The organism is Methylobacterium isbiliense, assembly GCF_022179325.1.
GTDB lineage: Bacteria > Pseudomonadota > Alphaproteobacteria > Rhizobiales > Beijerinckiaceae > Methylobacterium > Methylobacterium isbiliense.
In genome coordinates, this window is sequence record NZ_BPQQ01000040.1 from 20,764 (window position 1) to 38,046 (window position 17,283).

16 protein-coding genes are annotated in these 17,283 nt (G+C 72.0%); 5 read left to right on the plus strand and 11 right to left on the minus strand.

Going from position 1 to position 17,283, the window contains the following annotated elements:
- Positions 1-3 precede the first annotated feature (3 nt).
- Together MFF61_RS17270 and MFF61_RS17275 are read left to right on the plus strand one after the other, a co-directional pair.
- Positions 4-216 carry a DUF4287 domain-containing protein gene (locus tag MFF61_RS17270; protein ID WP_238236668.1) on the plus strand — a complete coding sequence of 71 codons (213 nt, stop codon included), beginning with the start codon at positions 4-6 and terminating at the stop codon, positions 214-216.
- Positions 217-526: 310 nt separating this feature from the next.
- Positions 527-730 (plus strand): hypothetical protein, encoded by a 204-nt coding sequence (locus MFF61_RS17275; protein WP_238236455.1) that lies wholly within the window; start codon positions 527-529, stop codon positions 728-730.
- A gap of 89 nt (positions 731-819) precedes the next feature.
- On the opposite strand, the gene MFF61_RS17280 is transcribed toward MFF61_RS17275, so the two are convergent.
- The 8 genes from MFF61_RS17280 to MFF61_RS17315 all read right to left on the minus strand — a co-directional run bounded on the left by MFF61_RS17280 (position 820) and on the right by MFF61_RS17315 (position 8,702).
- A complete protein-coding gene (locus MFF61_RS17280; protein WP_238236456.1) occupies positions 820-2,085 on the minus strand; it encodes an App1 family protein phosphatidate phosphatase in 1,266 nt (421 codons plus the stop codon).
- 3 nt (positions 2,086-2,088) lie between these two features.
- Entirely contained in the window at positions 2,089-2,331 is a 243-nt protein-coding gene (locus MFF61_RS17285) for a hypothetical protein (RefSeq protein WP_238236459.1), read from the minus strand.
- Positions 2,332-2,553: 222 nt separating this feature from the next.
- A complete protein-coding gene (locus MFF61_RS17290) occupies positions 2,554-4,059 on the minus strand; it encodes an ATP-binding cassette domain-containing protein (protein WP_238236461.1) in 1,506 nt (501 codons plus the stop codon).
- Positions 4,060-4,088: 29 nt separating this feature from the next.
- A complete protein-coding gene (locus tag MFF61_RS17295) occupies positions 4,089-5,015 on the minus strand; it encodes a branched-chain amino acid ABC transporter permease (RefSeq protein WP_238236464.1) in 927 nt (308 codons plus the stop codon).
- Between the two features lie 27 nt (positions 5,016-5,042).
- Complete coding sequence (locus tag MFF61_RS17300; protein WP_238236466.1) at positions 5,043-5,918, minus strand: branched-chain amino acid ABC transporter permease; 876 nt, start codon at positions 5,916-5,918, stop codon at positions 5,043-5,045.
- Positions 5,919-6,012: 94 nt separating this feature from the next.
- Positions 6,013-7,278 (minus strand): ABC transporter substrate-binding protein, encoded by a 1,266-nt coding sequence (locus tag MFF61_RS17305; protein ID WP_238236467.1) that lies wholly within the window; start codon positions 7,276-7,278, stop codon positions 6,013-6,015.
- A 164-nt stretch (positions 7,279-7,442) separates the two neighbouring features.
- Positions 7,443-7,961, minus strand: a complete 519-nt coding sequence (locus MFF61_RS17310) for a 2,4'-dihydroxyacetophenone dioxygenase family protein (protein WP_238236468.1) — start codon at positions 7,959-7,961, stop codon at positions 7,443-7,445.
- A gap of 27 nt (positions 7,962-7,988) precedes the next feature.
- Positions 7,989-8,702: an SDR family NAD(P)-dependent oxidoreductase gene (locus MFF61_RS17315; protein ID WP_238236469.1), complete on the minus strand. Its 714-nt coding sequence runs from the start codon at positions 8,700-8,702 to the stop codon at positions 7,989-7,991.
- A gap of 172 nt (positions 8,703-8,874) precedes the next feature.
- Between MFF61_RS17315 and gbd the strand changes: the two genes are divergently transcribed.
- Positions 8,875-10,014 (plus strand): 4-hydroxybutyrate dehydrogenase, encoded by a 1,140-nt coding sequence (gene gbd / locus MFF61_RS17320; RefSeq protein WP_238236470.1) that lies wholly within the window; start codon positions 8,875-8,877, stop codon positions 10,012-10,014.
- A gap of 33 nt (positions 10,015-10,047) precedes the next feature.
- On the opposite strand, the gene MFF61_RS17325 is transcribed toward gbd, so the two are convergent.
- On the minus strand, positions 10,048-11,091 hold the full coding sequence (locus MFF61_RS17325) for a threonine aldolase family protein (RefSeq protein ID WP_238236471.1): 1,044 nt from the start codon (positions 11,089-11,091) through the stop codon (positions 10,048-10,050).
- A 410-nt stretch (positions 11,092-11,501) separates the two neighbouring features.
- Here MFF61_RS17325 and MFF61_RS17330 point away from each other — a divergent pair, with 410 nt between their 5' ends.
- The gene (locus tag MFF61_RS17330) at positions 11,502-12,095 is read left to right on the plus strand and encodes a hypothetical protein (protein ID WP_238236472.1); all 594 of its coding nucleotides are present in this window, start codon (positions 11,502-11,504) and stop codon (positions 12,093-12,095) included.
- Between the two features lie 18 nt (positions 12,096-12,113).
- Positions 12,114-15,023: an FAD-binding and (Fe-S)-binding domain-containing protein gene (locus MFF61_RS17335; protein WP_238236474.1), complete on the plus strand. Its 2,910-nt coding sequence runs from the start codon at positions 12,114-12,116 to the stop codon at positions 15,021-15,023.
- 100 nt (positions 15,024-15,123) lie between these two features.
- Here the strand turns inward: MFF61_RS17335 and MFF61_RS17340 are convergent, their stop codons facing one another.
- Both MFF61_RS17340 and MFF61_RS17345 read right to left on the minus strand, forming a co-directional pair.
- Positions 15,124-16,650, minus strand: a complete 1,527-nt coding sequence (locus MFF61_RS17340; RefSeq protein ID WP_238236476.1) for a tripartite tricarboxylate transporter permease — start codon at positions 16,648-16,650, stop codon at positions 15,124-15,126.
- A gap of 19 nt (positions 16,651-16,669) precedes the next feature.
- Positions 16,670-17,167: a tripartite tricarboxylate transporter TctB family protein gene (locus tag MFF61_RS17345; protein ID WP_238236478.1), complete on the minus strand. Its 498-nt coding sequence runs from the start codon at positions 17,165-17,167 to the stop codon at positions 16,670-16,672.
- Between the last annotated feature and the right edge of the window lie 116 nt (positions 17,168-17,283).

Sequence of the window (17,283 nt, forward strand, 5' to 3'; positions counted from 1 at the left end):
GCGGTGCCTGCCGAACCGATCAAGGGGCCTGCCTCGTATTTTCCATCGATCGAGAAGAAGTACGGCCGACCCATCGGGGAGTGGCAGCAAATCGTTCGTGACAGGCTACCGGCCAAGCATATGGAACTGGTCGCGATGCTGAAGGCCGAACATGGCATGGGTCATGGGCACGCCAATGCGATCGTGGCGTACGTCCTGTCAGCGGAGAGGACCTGACAGGCTCAGACGCTGTAGGGCTTGGGCCGCTTTTCACCCCTTGCGGGATGTCCCGACAGCGACCTGATCCGCCGAGCCACCGGGGCCGATCTGCCGCTGCTCGCAGGCTGGCGTCATCGCGAGCACATCCGCCGCTGGTGGGGACCACCGGATAGCGAGCCTGAAACACAGAGGTGGCGCGAGGCGCGATGGCGGGAGACCGTCCTGTGGCCTTCATCCAGGGATTACGCCGTCGCCGACTGGTCATCCCACCACTTCAATGATCGTCCGCCCGGCCGATGCGGACGGGATCTCTCCCCCGGCGAGGTCGATGCGCTCGGCCAAGGGCACGGCGCCAGGATCGCGGCAGCACGTCGATCATCTCGTCCATCTCGGCGTACCGGCCGTCGACATCGATCCCGATCCGGAGACTATGCGGGCGCGGGGGGCTTTCGCGCGGCCAGGGTTCGAGAGGGCCGCTGCTCCCCTCGACACCCGCTGGGACCGGGCGATGCTCCTGCACCGGTTCGCGTGAGGGAGGCGTCCGTCGGGCCGGAGATCGAACGTCCGGCCTCCACCGGTTGCGCACCGCGCGAGCCGGCACCAAGCATCGGACCCGGACCCTCAGGACCCAGGCCGTCCCCCGCGGTCGTCTGGCTCGACGACGACGTTCGGCACGGCCTCGCCGAGCGCCTGCTTCAGCTCGCCCTCCTCGATCGACGCGACCGTCGCCTCCGGGGTCGGGGCCGCGATCCGCCGCGCCCGCGGCGACGCGGTCGCGGGCGCCGCGGAGGCCGCCTGCTCGGCCGCCACCGCCGTCACGGTCTCGGGGGCGACCAGGCCGAGGCCGGCGGCGTGCTCGGCCATCGCGCGGCTGTCGGCGGCGAGCACGAGGCTGCTGCCGGCCGCCGCCACCGTCACGGCGAGGCGCTCGATCTCGGAGGCCCGGCCCGGATCGGGCGAGACGTTGCGGATGTAGACCGCCAGCACCCGGCCGGGATGGGCGCCGACGATCGCGGCATAGACCTCGGGGTCGTGCTGGCCGCTGTCGCCGATCAGCACGAAGGGCAGGTCGCGGTAGAGCGCCAGCATGCGGTCGATCAGCTCGCGCTTGTGGTCCTCGGCCCGGCGCGGCAGCGGGTGGCGCCAGGACAGGCCCCATTCGCGCAGGAAGAGCACCGGGCCGATCGGGATGCCGTGCAGGCGGAAGAACTCGGTCAGCATGTCGTAGATGCCCCACGGCGCCCGCGAGACGTAGAGCATCGGGTTCTGCTCGGCGCCGGCCGCGCCGTCGTGCAGCGCGCGGTAGAGGGCTGCCGCGCCCGGAAAGGCGACCCGGCTCTGCGCATCGGCGACGAAGAGGCGCCAGAGCATCGTGAGCCGGTTGGCGACGCCAGTGTGCATCACCGTGTCGTCGATGTCGCTGATCACCACGAAGCGGCACCGGTCGGGCGGGATGAACACCCGGGCCTGCGCGGCGACCGGCGGATCGGTGTCGAGGGTGAGCGCCACCGGGTGCCACGCCGCCGCGCCGTCCGGCCGCTCGCGCGGGCGCAGGTGCACCCGGAAGTAGCCGTCCCGGTCCGTGGCCACCCGCACGGTGCTGCCGCCGAACCGGGCCGTGATCGCGGCGCCGGCGAGCTTGCGGCGGCGGATCCGCCGGCCGATGTCGCGCAGATGCGCGCGCAGATCGTCCGGGTCGGCCTCGGGCGCGGCGTGCGACTGCCGGAAGACCCGGCCGATCAGAAAGATCTCCTCGCGCGAGCCGTAGCCCCGGTAGGGCTCGACGACGACGCCCTCCGCCCCCTGCGCCCGGCGCGCCGGCCGGGCGACGAGGCCGAGGAGCCGGATGGCGGCGCGTCGCCAGCCCCTCGCGCGGCCCGGCGGCACGTCCTAGCCCGCCAGGCTCGACGGCGGCTGCCAGATCACGCCGGGATGCTCGCGGATGTCGCCGGCCGCTTGGCCCGTATCCGCGTCGCTCACCCACTCGCCGGGCTCCGCGACCTCGGCGATCGCCGCCTCGGGATAGGCCGCTTCGAGGAAAAGCCGCGCCTCGCCCTCGCCGGCCGCCCGCACGGTCACGAGGGGGCGCGGCCGGCCCGCCTCCACGATCTTCGCGATGAAGAGCTTCGCCATGCCGAGCCCCCTTCGTGGCCTTGCGCGGTGATCCGCCCCCGACAGATAGGGCGGTCCGCGCGGAACGGCTCGTCGTCCGCGATCCCTGATGGCGATGCCGGCATCACCATCAGGAAGATCGAGACAGGGAGGACGGCGCAGAGCACGCTCAGCCCCGGGACATCACTCCGTCGCCGAGCGGCCGCCGGCACGCCGCGCGGCAGGACACCCCCGCGCGGCGCCTCAGAGATAGCCGGTCCCGGCCTCGGCGGCGAAGCGGTCGGGGGTGCCCTCCCAGACGATGCGGGCGTGCTCCAGCACGTAGACCCGGTCGGCGTGGGGCAGCGCGAAGGTGACGTTCTGCTCGCCCAGCAGCACGGTGATCGGCGTCGTCTGGCGCAGGCGCTCCAGGGCCTTCGAGAGCTGTTCGAGGATCACCGGCGCGAGGCCGAGGGTCGGCTCGTCGAGGATCAGGAGGCGCGGGCGCATCATCAGGGCGCGGGCGATGGTGAGCATCTGCTGCTCGCCGCCCGAGAGGGTGCGGGCCATCTGGCCGCTGCGGCTGCGCAGGATCGGGAAGAGGTCGAGCAGCCAGTCGAGCTGGCGCGCGCTCTCGGCCTTGGGCAGGTGCTGGCCGCCGAGATCGAGGTTCTCGCGCACGCTCATCTCGCCGAACAACTCGCGCGTCTCGGGCACCTGCACGATGCCGGAGCGGGCGATGGCCGCCGGGGTGCGGCGGCTCAGGTCCTCGCCCCCGCAGGCGATGCGGCCGGAATACGGAACGAGGCCCGACACGGCGTTGAACAAGGTCGTCTTGCCCGCCCCGTTGAGGCCGACCACGGAGACGAACTCGCCCTCGTGCACGTGCAGGCTCACGCCCTGCAGGGCCTGCGCCTTGCCGTAGAGGACGTCGAGCGCCTCGATCTTCAGGAGCGGCTCGCCCGAGAAGGCGGATTGCGGGCGCGCCGCCGTCTCGATGGCGCCGCCGAGATAGACCCGGCGCACGGTCTCGTTGCGCATGACCTCGGCGGCCGAGCCCTCGGCGACGCGCTCGCCGAGATACATGGCGAGCACCCGGTCCACGAGGGCGGCCACGCTCTTCACGTTGTGGTCGACGAGGAGCACGGCCTTGCCCTCGTCGCGAAATCCCCGGATGAGCTGCGAGAAATCCGCGACCTCGCCCTGGGTCAGGCCCGCGAAGGGCTCGTCCACCAGCACCACCTTGGGGTCGCGGGCGATGGCCTTGGCGAGTTCCATCCGGCGCAGGTCCGCGAAGGGCAGCGTGGCGGGCCGGCGGTCCATCACGGCGCCCAGGCCCACCCGCTCGGCGATGACGCGCGCCTTCGCCTCGACGCGGGGATCGGCGATGAGGCGCAGGAGGTTGTCGGGCAGGAGCGCGAGCTTGATGTTCTCCAGCACGGTCTGCCGGTGCAGCGGCCGGGAATGCTGGAAGACGAGGCCGATGCCGGCGCGCGCCACCCGGTGCGAGGGCCAGCCGGCGATCTCGGTGCCGTCGAGCCGGACGCTGCCGGCATTCGGCCGCTCCAGGCCCATGATGAGCTTCATCACGGTGGACTTGCCCGAGCCGTTCGGGCCGATCAGGCCCAGGATCTCGCCGGGGCGGACCGCGAAGCCGATCGACTTCACCGCAACGAGGCCGCCGTAGCGCTTCTGCAGGCCCTCGACCGCCAGCAGCGGGCGGGCTGCGACGGGAGGATGCAGGGGGTGGGGGAGGACGGCCGCGGTCATCACGTTCCGCTCCGCTTGCGAGGGCGCCGTCACGCCCGCTGCCCCTGCCGGGTGAGGAGGCCGAGCAGGCCCGCCGGCACGAACAGGATCACCACCAGGGCGGCGGCCGAGACCACGAAGGTGGAGAGCGCCCCGAGCGGCCGCAGCAATTCGCCCGCCGCGATGAGGAAGACCGCCCCGAGCACGCCGCCCACGATGGTGCGCCGCCCCCCGAGCACCGCCGCGATGATGACCTGGACGCCCACCGACACGTCCACCAGCGTGCCCACCGAGGCGGTGCCCATGTAGAAGACGAGGAGCGCCCCCGCGAGGCCGGAGAAGACGGCGCTGACGCAGAAGGCCGCGAGCTTGTGCTTGGCGACGTTGAAGCCGAGCGCCCCGGCCTCGACCGGGTCCTGCCCGCTCGCCTGCAGGATCAGCCCCACCGGCGAGGTGGCGATGGCAAACAGGATCAGCCCGCTCACCGTCATGAAGCCGAGCGCGATCCAGTAGTTGGTGGCGGCGTCGATGCTGATGACGTCCGGCACCGTGAGGCCGATCTCGCCGCCGGTGGTCTCGGCGAAGACCACGATCAGGTTCTGCAGGATCAGCACCGCCACGACCGTGGTGAGGCCGAAATAGGGACCCCGTACCCGCAGCGCCGGCAGGGCCAGCACCACGCCGCCGATCACAGCCGCGGCCGCGCCCGCCGCGAGGCAGAGCGCGATCGGCACGCCGTGCCCGTTGAGGATGCCGGCCGAGTAGGCGCCGAGCCCGATCAGGAAGGTCGGCCCGAAATTGACCTCGCCGGCGAAGCCGAACAGCAGGTCCCAGGCCATCGAGAACACGCCGAAATAGTACGCGACCGTGAGGAGGCCGAGGATGTAGCCGGAGACCCACAGCGGCAGCACCGCGGCGAGGCCGAGGCCGATGACGGTGAGCCAGAGGAGCGGGCTGCGCAGGAGCGTGTGGAGCATGAAGCCTCTCGGGAGGGGCGGGGGCGCTCAGCGGCGCCCGAGCAGGCCTTGCGGGCGCACGTACATCACCGCCACGAGCAGCAGCAGGGACGGGATGGTGCGGTAGGCCGGGGAGATCAGGTAGGCGGTCAGCGTCTCGAGATAGCCCACCACGTAGGCCGCGATGAGCGAGCCCGAGACGCTGCCGAGGCCGCCCAGCACCACGATCGAGAAGGCGCTCGCGGTGAGCGGGCCGACGCTGTAGGGCGACACGCCGAGGAACTGGCCGAGCAGCACGCCCGCGATTCCCGCGAGCACGCCGTAGATCAGCCAGATCGCCACGTAGATCCGCGACAGCTCGAAGCCCAGCAGCGTGACCCCGCGCGGGTTCATCGAGGCCGCGAGCACCACCTTGCCGGTGCGGGTGCGGTTCACCAGCACCCACAGCAGCGCGATCGTGCCCCAGCAGATCACGGCGGTGAAGATCTGGTTCCAGGGGGTGCGCACGCCCGCGATCACCACCACGCCCTCGACGATCGGCCTCACCGTCTTGGCGTTGCTGGTGAACAGGTAGGCGATGAACTCCTGGATCATGATGCCCCACAGGAGCGTGCCGGTGAGGATGAAGATCTCCTTCTCCTCGGGAGGGATCGCCCGGGAGCGATCGATCGGCTTCACGACGAGGCCGTAGGTGGCGAGGGTCAGCAGGGTGCAGACGGCGACGCCGACCCCGGCGCCCGCATAGGCGCCGAGGCCGAGCTCGCTCGACGCCGCCCAGGCCACCACCGCCGCCGTCACCATGAGCGCGCCGTGGGACAGGTTGAGGACGCCCGACACCCCGAAGATCAGGGTGAAGCCGGTGGCCCCGAGCGCGTAGAGCGCCGAGATGGCAAAGCCGTCGATGAGGATCTGGATGGCCGTCATGATGTTCCGCGGGCCGAAAGGCGCGGGAGGCCGGCAGGCCCCCCGCCGGAGGCGCCGGGACGCGCGGGGCGCCCCGGACGCGGCGGGGCCGCCGTCAGTTCGCGGCCGAGCCGGCCTTGACGAAGCTCGGGAAGGTGATCTTGCCGTTGGCCACCTGCGGCGGCCAGACGGCGAGCTGCTTGCCGTCCTGCCACTGCATCATCATGCCGGAGACGAGGCCGGGGCCGTACTTGATCGAGTGGGTGAAGTCGTCCTCGCGGCCGTAGAACTGGATGCGCCCGAGCGTGCCCTCCCAGTCGGTCTTCTCCAGCGCCTCGACCAGCTTGTCGGGATCGGTCGAGCCCGCGCGCCGCACGGCATCGGTGATGTAGTAGACCTCGTCGTAGGCGGTGTAGCCAGCATAGCTCGGGTAGTTGCCGTACTTGGCCTTGAAGGCCTCCGCGAAGGGCGCGGTCTTCGGGGTGACGTTGGTGCCCGGGGCGGCGAACATCTCGAACAGCACGCCCTCGGTCGCGCCGTTCGTCTCCTTCCAGAAGGTGGCGTTGGTGGCCTGCGAGGCGATGCCGATCATCGGGATCGGCACCTGCTGGCTCCTCCACTGCACGGTCGGCTGCACGCCGACATGCGAGATGCCGGTGACGATCACGTCGGGCTTGGCGCCCTCGATGCGGCTGAAGATCGGGTTGAAGTCGGTGGTGCTCGGCGAGAAGCGGATGTGGTCGAGCACCTTGAGGCCGACCTTGGGCAGGCATTCCTTGTAGCCCTCGTCGAGGGGCTTGGTCCACGCCGCGTCCTCGCTCATGATCACGGCGGTCTTCATCTGCCGGCCCTCGACGAGGATCGCCTTGGCGGCGTCGCAGACCGCCTGCGACTGGGCCTTCGAGGTCAGGTAGCCGTGGAAGGAGTACTTGTTGCGGGCATAGTCCTTGTGGACGTTGAGCGGGATCTCGTTGGAGGCCGCGCCCGGCGTGATGAAGGGCATCTTCAGGCGCGCCGACCACGGCTGGAGGGCGAGCACCACCTCGCTGATGTAGCTCGCGATGACGGCGTGGACCTTGTCCTCGCTGGCCGCGCGCTGGAAGGCGCGGACCGAATCCGCCGCCGAACTCTTGTTGTCGTAGGTGACGAGTTCGACCTTGCGCCCGTCGATGCCGCCCTTGGCGTTGATCTCGTCGGCGGCGATCTGGGCCGCCTGCGGGATCGAGGCGCCGGCAAGCGCCTGGGCCTCGGCGATCACCGCGATGCGGATCGGGTCCGCGGCCTGGACCGTTGACGTGACGGCATGGCTGCCGATCAGGACGGTCGAGGCGAGAAGCGCACGGACGAGCCGCCGCGTCGCGGCAGGCGCGAGTTTCCTCATGGCGTTTCCTCTCCGATGCCGCTGATTGTATTGGTATTGCGGCGCGGACCGGAGTGTAGCGCGGTCGATTGTTATAACAAGCGGGCGGGTCCGCCTTCGCGGCGATGCCTGCCGCCGCGCCGCCGAGCCATCGAATTTCTGCATGGCTCGGCGCGGGCGAGGCCTCAGCGCACGAAGCGGCTGACGTAGTCGGCGCCGAGACCCGCCTGCGTATAGTGGCGGCGGCACATCTCGATCTTGGTGAAGACGTCCTCGTAGCCGGTCTGGCGGCCCCAAGGGTCGACGTAGATCATCACGCCGGTGATGTGGAAGAGCGTGATCATCTCGGGGCAATCGTCCGGCACCACGAGCGTGTGCGTCTCGCCGGGCGGCTCGAACACGTAGGATCCGGTCTCGGCCACCCAGTCGTGTTCGAGGTAGTGCCAGCGCCCGCGCAGCACGTGGCCATGCACCGGCGCGGGGTGCCGGTGGCGGCTCAGCACGCCGGCCCGGCGCACCCGCAGCAGGTTCACCCAGTAGCCCTGGGAGGCGTTGAGGCAGAGCGGCCGGAACCAGACGTTCTCGGCCTGCGGCACCCAGATCCGCTCGTCCTCGGGGATCGCCTGCGGCTCCACGATCTCCACGCCGGCCTCCGGCGGGAAGGGGAGCTGGTAGGGCATGCGGCGCTCGTCGGTCTCGGACATGGTTCTTGGTCTCCGTCAGGGCGCCGCTCAGGCGATGAGGTAGCCGCCGTCCACCGGCAGCACGGTGCCGGTGATGAAGGCGGCGGCGGGGGAGCAGAGGAACACGACCGCGCCCGCGACGTCCTCCGGTCGGCCCCAGCGGCCGAGCGGCGTGCGGGCGAGGATCGGGCCGGAGCGGCCGGGGTCGTCCTGCAGGGCCTGGGTCAGCGGCGTGGCGATCCAGCCCGGCGCCACGGCGTTGACCCGGATGCCATCGGGCGCCCAGCCGATGGCGAGGCTCTTGGTGAGCTGGGCGATGCCGCCCTTGCTGGCGCTGTAGGCCGGCACCAGCCCGCCGCCGAAGAAGCTCAGCATCGAGGCGACGGTGACGATGGCGCCGCGGGACTGCGCCAGCAGCGGCCGGCAGGCGGTGCACAGGCGCATCGTGCCGGTGAGGTTGACGGCGATCACCTGCTCGAAGACGGGCAGGTCGTACTCGGCGCCCCGGCGGATGATCCCGGCGGCGTTCACCAGGATGTCGAGGCGCTCGAACCCCGCCGCCAGCGCCTGCACGCTGTCGGGGTCGGCGACGTCGAGGGCGCGGGCGGGCGCGCCGGCCTCGTCCCGCACGCCCTCGCCGCCCGTGAGGTCGGCGACGATCACCTCGGCGCCCGCCTCCCGCAGCCCGGCCGCGATCCCGGCCCCGATCCCGCTCATGCCGCCCGTCACCAGCGCGGTGCGGCCCGTCAGGTCCATCCTCATGGCGCCTCCCGATCGTCTCGTTGCGACCGTTATCTCACAGGCTGCGCGCCGCACGCACGCGCGGCGGTCAGGGCGGCCATGCCGGCCGGAAGTGGTCCGCGGCCCGCATCCGGTGCTAACGAGCGCGAACGAGCCGGCGCAGGGAACGCCGGCCGGGGAGGAGACGGGCGGCATGGGCCTCATCACCTATCTCACACGCATCCAGTTCGAGCGCGGCGCGATCCGGCTGATCCCGGAGGAACTCGCGCTGCTCGGCGCGCGCCGGCCGCTGATCGTGACCGACCGGGGCGTCGTCGCGGCGGGGCTCGTCGCGCGGATCGTGGCGACGCACGCCGCCCTCGCCGAGGCGCCGGTCTTCGACGCGACGCCGGAGAATCCCACCGAGGCCGCGGTGCTGGCGGCCCGGGACCTGTTTCGCGCGCGCGGCTGCGACGCGGTGCTGGCCATCGGCGGCGGCTCGCCCCTCGACCTCGCCAAGGGCGTGGCCCTGATGGCGACCCACGCCGAGCCGCTGTCGCACTACGCGGCGGTGCTCGGCGGCCTGCCGCGCATCCGCGCCGACCAGCCCCCCGTCCTGGCGGTGCCCACCACCGCGGGGACCGGCAGCGAGGTCGGGCGCGCGGCGCTGATCACCCTCGCGGACGGGCGCAAGCTCGGCTTCATCGCCCCCTCGCTGATCCCGAACGTCGCGATCTGCGACCCCGACCTGACGCTCGGCCTGCCGCCTCACCTCACCGCGGCGACCGGCATGGACGCGGTCACGCACTGCATCGAGACGTATCTCAGCCCGCGCGACAACCCGCCCGCGGAGGCGATCGCCCTCGACGGGCTGAAGCGCGCGATCCCGGCGCTGCGGCGGGCCTACCGGGACGGCCACGACATCCCGGCGCGCGAGGCGATGATGATGGCCGCGCTCGAAGGCGGCATGACCTTCCAGAAGGGGCTCGGCGCGGTCCACTCGATGTCCCACGCGCTCGGCGGGCGCAAGATGCAGCCCCTGCACCACGGCACCCTCAACGCCGTGATCCTGCCGCACGTGCTGCGCTTCAACGCGCCGGCCTGCGAGGCGAAGTACGCGGCCCTGCGCGAGGCGATGGGCCTCGCCCCCGGCGCCGACCTCGCCGAGGCGGTCGAGGCCCTCAACCGCGACCTCGGCCTGCCCCGGACACTCGCCGAGATGGGCGTCACCGCCGAGGAATGCGAGGCGCTGGTGCCCTGGGCGGTGGAGGACCACTCGACGGCGACGAACGGGCGCCCCGTCGGCGCGGAGGAACTGCGGAGGCTGTTCGCGGCGGCGTTGCGGGGGTCCTGACGACCTCCCCCGAGGAAGGCGGCGGGCGCGCCGTCACCGCCGCGCGGCCAGGTCGTCCGCCACCGCGCGGATCACCTCGCCCGCCCGCGCGATGCCGGCGCGGTCGACCTCGAGGCTCGCGGTCGCCCGGATCATCTCCTCGCCGATCGCCCGCACCCGCACCTCTTCCGCGAGGCAGGCGGCGGCGAAGGCCGAGGCGGTGACGCCGAGCCCGGCCACCGAGAAGCACAGGATGTTCGACTGGCCCGCCGTCTCGTCGAAGGCGAGGCCGGGCGCGTCGGCGATCGCCGCGTGCAGGCGGCGGGCATTCGCGTTGTCCTCGGCGAGCTGGTCCATGTGGTGGTCGAGCGCGTAGAGGCCCGCCGCGGCGAGCACGCCGCTCTGGCGCAGGGCGCCGCCGAGCCGGTACTTCCAGCGCCACGCCTCGGTGACGAAGTCCCGGCTGCCGCACAGCACCGCGCCGACCGGGCAGCCGAGCCCCTTGCTCAGGTCGATCCAGGCGCTGTCGAACCCCGCCGCGTAGGCGTCCGCCGGGATGCCCGTGGCCACGACCGCGTTGAGGAGCCGCGCCCCGTCGATATGCGCCTTGAGGCCGTGCGCGTGGGCGAGGTCGCGGATCGCCCGCATGGTGCCGAGGTCCCAGACCGTGCCGCCGGAGAAGCTCGTGGTCTGCTCGATCGAGATCAGGGCCGAGCGCGGTGCGGTGCGCTGCGGGACCCGGATCGCGCCTTCCGCCTGCGCGAGCGTGTAGAGGCCGACCCGCGTCGGCAGCGCCCGCACCGACACGCCGCCGATCGCCGCCGCGCCCGCGGCCTCGGTGTTGTAGATGTGCGACTGGTCGTCGACGATGATCTCGTCGCCGGCCCGCGTCTGCACCAGGATCGAGACGAGGTTGCACATCGTGCCGGAGGGCATGAACACGCCGTCCTCCAGGCCGAGCAGCGCCGCCACGCGCTCGCACAGCGCGTTCGTGGTCGGATCGGAGCCCGACTGCTCGTCGCCGACCTCGGCCCGCGCCATCGCCTCGCGCATGCCCGGCGTCGGCCGGGTCTGCGTATCGCTGAAGAGATCGATCATCACCGCGTGCGCGCCTCGTGGAGCAGGTGGGGAGTCTTGCCGTCTGCGGCGGATCGGCCGCGTCGCGGATTCGCGGTTCCCATGATACCGGAACCTCGGTCGCGGGAGGACCCGCGCCCGCCGCGACGTGAGGCGCGCTCGCCGAACCTTCCAGGGCCGACATCGACGGTTGGGTCGGTGCATCGGCCGGCTGCGCTGCCGACGCAACCATCGGACGCCTACGTCCGAATTCGTTTGACTCTCGGACGTCTGTGTCCGGCATCCCGTCCGCGGCAGCGGAGGCGGAGGGGATGAAGCGGGAGGATCTGATCCGGGACCTTCGCCGATAAGCCAGGAAGAACAATCTGGAATTTGCAGTGTTGAAGGACAGAGGGGCGGGCTCTCACTACATGGTCAGACTCGGAGACCACGTGACGATCGTGCAGAACGGTGAGTTGAGTCCCCTGATGGTTCGCAGGATCTGCAATCAGCCGAAGATCGATCCGAACCGGCTTCAGGATGGCAGCACCCGGTTCTGGCCTGCCGTTCAGGACCGGCGGCGAGGAGGTCGCGCGATGGAACAGGAATGGGTCTACGGCTACGCCTTGCGGGAGGAGGAGGGAGAGATCCACGCCTACGCCTCGGCCGCCCCCGAGGCGATCGTGTCGGGTGCGACGCGTGAAGAGGCCGCACAGGCGATGCGCGACGCCTTGACCGCAGCCGTGCGCGGACGGATCAAGCTGGGACTCGATCTGGTGCCGCCGGCAGCGCCGGACGCCGACGAACGGGAGGTTTTCATTCTGCCCGCAGCGCTCGCCGCCAAGGCGACCCTCTACACGGCGTGGAAAGCCTCCGGCCTGTCCAAGGTGGCGCTCGGAGCTCGGATCGGCTGCGCGGAGAAGGAAGTGCGCCGCATCCTCGATCCCGACTATCCGACCGGCCTCGCGCGCAGGGAGCAGGTGGCCCGGGCACTCGGGGTGGAACTGGTGGTCGGCGCCCGGCCGGCCGCCGCCGTCGCGGCCTGATCGGCCCCAGGATATTTCATGACAGCACACATGCAGCCGAATTCCGGACTGGCCCGGCGGCTGGCGGCCTCCCTGCAGGGGGAGGTGCGGTTCGACGCCTTCACCCGCGGGCGCTACGCCACCGATGCCTCGATCTACCAGATCATGCCGGCGGGCGTGGTCTTCCCCAAGAGCCGCGACGACATCGCGGCGACCCTGACGGCCGCGGCCGAGCACGGCCTGCCCGTCATCCTGCGCGGCGGGGGCACCTCGCAGAACGGGCAGCCGATCGGCACCGGCCTCGTGGTGGATTGCTCGCGCCACCTCGGCGCCGTCACGGCCTACGATCCCGAGGCCGGCACGGTCACGGTGGAGCCCGGCCTCGTCCTGGAGCGGCTGAACGCGCGGGTGAAGGCGGACGGCTGGTTCTTCCCCGTCGAGCCCTCCACGGCGAGCCGCTGCACCATCGGCGGCATGGCCGGCAACAATTCCTGCGGCGCCCGCTCGCTGCGCTACGGCAAGATGAGCGACAACGTCCTGGCGATCGAGGCCTTGTTCCCCGACGGCGAGGCCTTCGGCTTCGGCCTCACCGGCAACGAGGGGCTCGGCGTCGCGGGATCGGCCCGCGCCCAGGATCTCGCCCGGCGGATGCTCGCCCTCGCCGACCGGAACCGCGACGAGATCGCGCTGCGCTATCCGAAGGTGCAGCGCCGGGTCGGCGGCTACAATCTCGACGCGCTGGTCGCGCCGCGGCCGAACCTCGCCCATCTCCTCGTCGGCTCGGAGGGGACGCTCGCCGCGACCACCGCGGTGACGCTGCAGCTCGCGCGCCTGCCGACGCACCGCGTCATGGGCGTATGCCACTTCCCCTCGTTCCGCGCCGCGATGGAGACCACGCGGCACATCGTCGATCTCGGCCCCGCGGCGGTCGAACTCGTCGACAACAACGTGCTGGTGCTCGGGGCCGACATCCCGCTGTTTCGCACCACGCTCGCCGACATCACCCGCGGCCAGCCGAACTGCCTGCTGCTCACCGAGTTCGCGGGCGACGACCGCGACAGCCTCGCGCGCGACCTCGCGCGGCTCGACGCCTGCATGGCCGACCACGGCTTCCCGGACGCGGTGGTCGCCGTGACCGAGCCCGTGCGCCAGCGCGCGGTCTGGGAGGTGCGCGAGGCCTGCCTCAACATCATGATGTCGATGAAGGGCGACGCCAAGCCGATCTCCTTCATCGAGGATTGCGCGGTGCCCCTGGAGCATCTCGCCGACTACACGGACGCCGTCACGGCGGTGTTCGAGAAGCACGGCACGCGGGGCACGTGGTACGCGCACGCCTCGGTCGGCTGCCTGCACGTGCGCCCGATCCTCGACCTCAAGCAGGCCGGGGGCGTCGCCCGGATGCGTGCCATCGCGGAGGAGACCGCCGAGCTGGTGCGGCGCTTCAAGGGCTCCTATTCGGGCGAGCACGGGGACGGCATCTCGCGCTCCGAGTTCGTCGCCCCGCTGTTCGGGCCGGTCCTCGCCTCCGCCTTCGAGACCGTGAAGGACGCTTTCGATCCCGACAACCGCCTGAATCCCGGCAAGATCGTGCGCCCGCTGCGGATGGACGACCGCAGCCTGATGCGCTTTGCGCCCGGTTACGCGGCGACGCAGCCGGCGGCCCCCGTTCTCGACTGGTCGGACTGGGGCGGGTTCGGCGGCGCGGTCGAGATGTGCAACAACAACGGCACCTGCCGGAAGCTCGCGGGCGGGGCGATGTGCCCGTCCTACCGCGTCACGCGCGACGAGCAGCACCTCACCCGCGGCCGGGCCAACTCGCTGCGGCTGGCGATGTCGGGCCAGCTCGGCCCGGACGCCTTCACCAGCCCCGAGCTGAAGCGCACGCTCGACCTCTGCGTCTCCTGCAAGGCCTGCCGCCGCGAATGCCCGACCGGCGTCGACATGGCCCGGATGAAGATCGAGTTCCTGCACCACTACCATGCCCGGCACGGCCTGCCGCTGGCCGAGCGCCTCGTGGCCGAGCTGCCGCGCTACGCCGGCCTCGCCGCCCGGCTCGCGCCGCTGCTCAACTGGCGCGACCGCGTGCCGGCGCTGGCGCGCCTCTCCGAGCGGGTGCTGGGCCTGTCGGCGCGCCGCTCGCTGCCGGCGTGGCGCCGGCCCTGGCGCGAGACCGGGGCGACGGCGAGCCCGGGCGATGTCGTGGGCGATTCCCGCGACGTCGTGCTGTTCGCCGACACCTTCAACCGGGCCTTCGAGCGCGAGAACCTGGAGGCGGCCGAGCGGGTGCTGCGCGCCGCCGGCTACCGCCTGCACCGGGTGGCGCCGCCGACCCGGCGGCCGCTCTGCTGCGGCCGCACGTGGCTCGCCTCCGGCCAGACCGGGCGGGCGCGCGAGGAGGCGCAGCGCAGCCGCGAGGCGCTCCTGCCCTTCGTGCGGGCCGGGGCCCGCATCGTCGGGCTGGAGCCTTCCTGCCTGCTCACCTTCCGCGACGAGGCCCTGGCGCTCGATCCCGGCGAGGCGGCGCGGGAGCTGGCCGGCGCCGCCCTGCTGTTCGAGGAGCTGCTCGCCGCCGACCTCGCGGCGGGGCGCATCACCCTCCCGCTCGGCGATCAGGGCGGACGCGTCGCGCACCTGCACGGGCACTGCCACCAGAAGGCGTTCGGCGCCATGGGCGCGGTGGAGAGCGTGCTGCGCCGCGTGCCGGGCCTCGACCTGCGGGTGATCGAGTCGAGCTGCTGCGGCATGGCGGGGGCCTTCGGCTACCGCCCCGACACGGTCGACGTCTCGTTCGCGATGGCCGAGCTGTCGCTGTTTCCGGCCCTGCGCGCGGCCGGCCCCGACGATCTCGTGGTCGCGGACGGGACGAGCTGCCGCCACCAGATCCGCGACGGGGTGGACCGGGAGGCGCTGCACGTGGCGCGCGTGCTCGACGCGGCGCTGGCGCCCTGACCGGCGCCCGGGCCGGCGCGGCCGATCCGGGCCGACCGGTCCCCCGACGGACGCACGCCCCGTTGCCCGCACCGCGTCGGCGGCCGAAGGCCGCGTGCCGTCAGGGCGAGGCGGAGGCCACGCGCCCCGGCAGCAGCCGCCGGACGAGGCGCCGGCCGATCTCGGACAGGGGCCCCCAGACGAGGAGCAGCAGGCCGAGGATCATCAGCGTCGAGACGAGCCCGTTCGAGAAGAACACCGACAGGTCGCCGCCTGAGCCGAGCAGCGCCTGCCGGAAGGCGTCCTCGGCGCGATCGCCGAGCACCAGCGCCAGCACCAGCGGGGCGAGGGGGTAGTCGAGCTTCTTGAACACGTAGCCGACGACGCCGAAGACCAGCATCAGCCAGATGTCGAAGCGGGAGGATTCCACCGTGTAGGCGCCGATGGCGCAGACGACGAGGATCAGCGGCGCCACCAGCGCGAAGGGGATGCGCATGATCGCGGCGAAGACCGGCACGGTGGCGAGCACGATCAGCAGGCCCGCGACGTTGCCGAGATACATCGAGGCGATCAGGCCCCAGACGAACTCCTTCTGCTCCACGAACAGCAGCGGGCCGGGCTGCAGGCCCCAGATCATCAGGCCGCCGAGCAGGACCGCGGCGGTGGCCGAGCCCGGGATGCCGAGCGCCAGCATCGGCAGCAGCGCCGAGGTGCCGGCGGCGTGCGCGGCGGTCTCGGGGGCGAGCACGCCCGCGACCTCGCCCTTGCCGAACCGCTCGGGGTCGCGCGCGAAGCGCTTGGCGAGGCCGTAGCCCATGAAGGAGGCGGCGATCGCCCCGCCCGGGGTCACGCCCATCCACATCCCCACCACCGAGGAGCGCACCAGCGTGGCCCAGTGGCGCGGCAGGGCCGCCCAGGTGCGCAGCACCACCGCGAGGTCGATCGCCGCCCGCTTGCCCTTGAAGTGCAGCCCCTCCTCGATAGTGAGCAGGATCTCCGACACCCCGAACAGGCCGATCACCACCACGAGGAAGTCGAAGCCCTTCATCAGCTCGCTCGCCCCGAAGGTCAGGCGCAGGTCGCCCGAGATCGTGTCGAGGCCGACCGCCGCGAGCAGGAAGCCGAGCGCCAGCGAGGCGACGATCTTGGCCTTGTTCTCCTTGCCCATGCCGATGAAGGAACAGAAGGTGAGGAAGAAGACGCCGAAGAACTCGGCCGGGCCGAAGCGCAGGGCGAAGCGGGCGACGAGCGGCGCCACGAAGGTGATCAGCACCACGCCGGCGAGCGCGCCGATGAACGAGGCCGTGAAGGCGGCCGTCAGCGCCTCGCCCGCCCGGCCCTGCTGGGCCATCGGGTAGCCGTCGAAGGTGGTCGCTACCGACCACGCCTCGCCCGGGATGTTGAACAGGATCGACGTGATCGCGCCGCCGAACAGCGCCCCCCAGTAGATCGACGACAGCAGGATGATCGCCGAGGTCGGATCCATGCCGAAGGTGAGCGGCAGCAGGATGGCGACGCCGTTGGGGCCGCCCAGGCCCGGCAGCACGCCGACCACGATGCCGAGCAGCACGCCGATGATCATGAAGGCGACGTTGTGCCAGGTCAGCGCGATCTGGAAGCCCAGGAGCAGCTGGTTGAGATTGTCCATCGCGGATCCTTCCGGGGCTTCAGTAGCCGAGCGCGGCCTCGAGCGGCCCCTTGGGCAGGGGAACCCGGAACTGCAGTTCGAACACCCAGAAGACGACGAGCGGCACCAGCAATGCGGCGAGCGCCGTCTGCCACCAGCGGAAATCTCCCAGCGTCAGCATGAACCCGGCCATGAAGGCGGCCGAGGCGAGGTAGATGCCCAGATACGCGATGGCCAGCACGTAGAGGGCGAGGGGCACGAAGACCCGGGCCACGAGGCGCAGCTGGCCGTAGGTGACGAACACGCTCTCCTCGCGGCGCAGCGCGCTCACCAGCGTGGCGAGCGCCGCGGCGGCCAGGATCCAGCCGACGCGCGCCGGGAAGAAGCCGTTCTCCGGCCCGCCGTCCCAGCCGGCGCCGCGGCCGTAGGAATCCCACAGGGTCAGCGCCGCGACGCCCAAGAGCAGGAGCGAGACGAGGCATTCGACGAGACGGCGCGAGACGCCGCGCTCGTCGGCCGGAGGGGAAGCGTCGATCATCCGTATCCTTTCGTGCCGCCGGAGACCCGGTCCCCGGCGGGACCCGCCCGGCGCGGGCCGCATGCCGGGGTATCGAGGCGGCCGCCCGGTTCCGTTCCCGACCGGCCGCCGGGTCA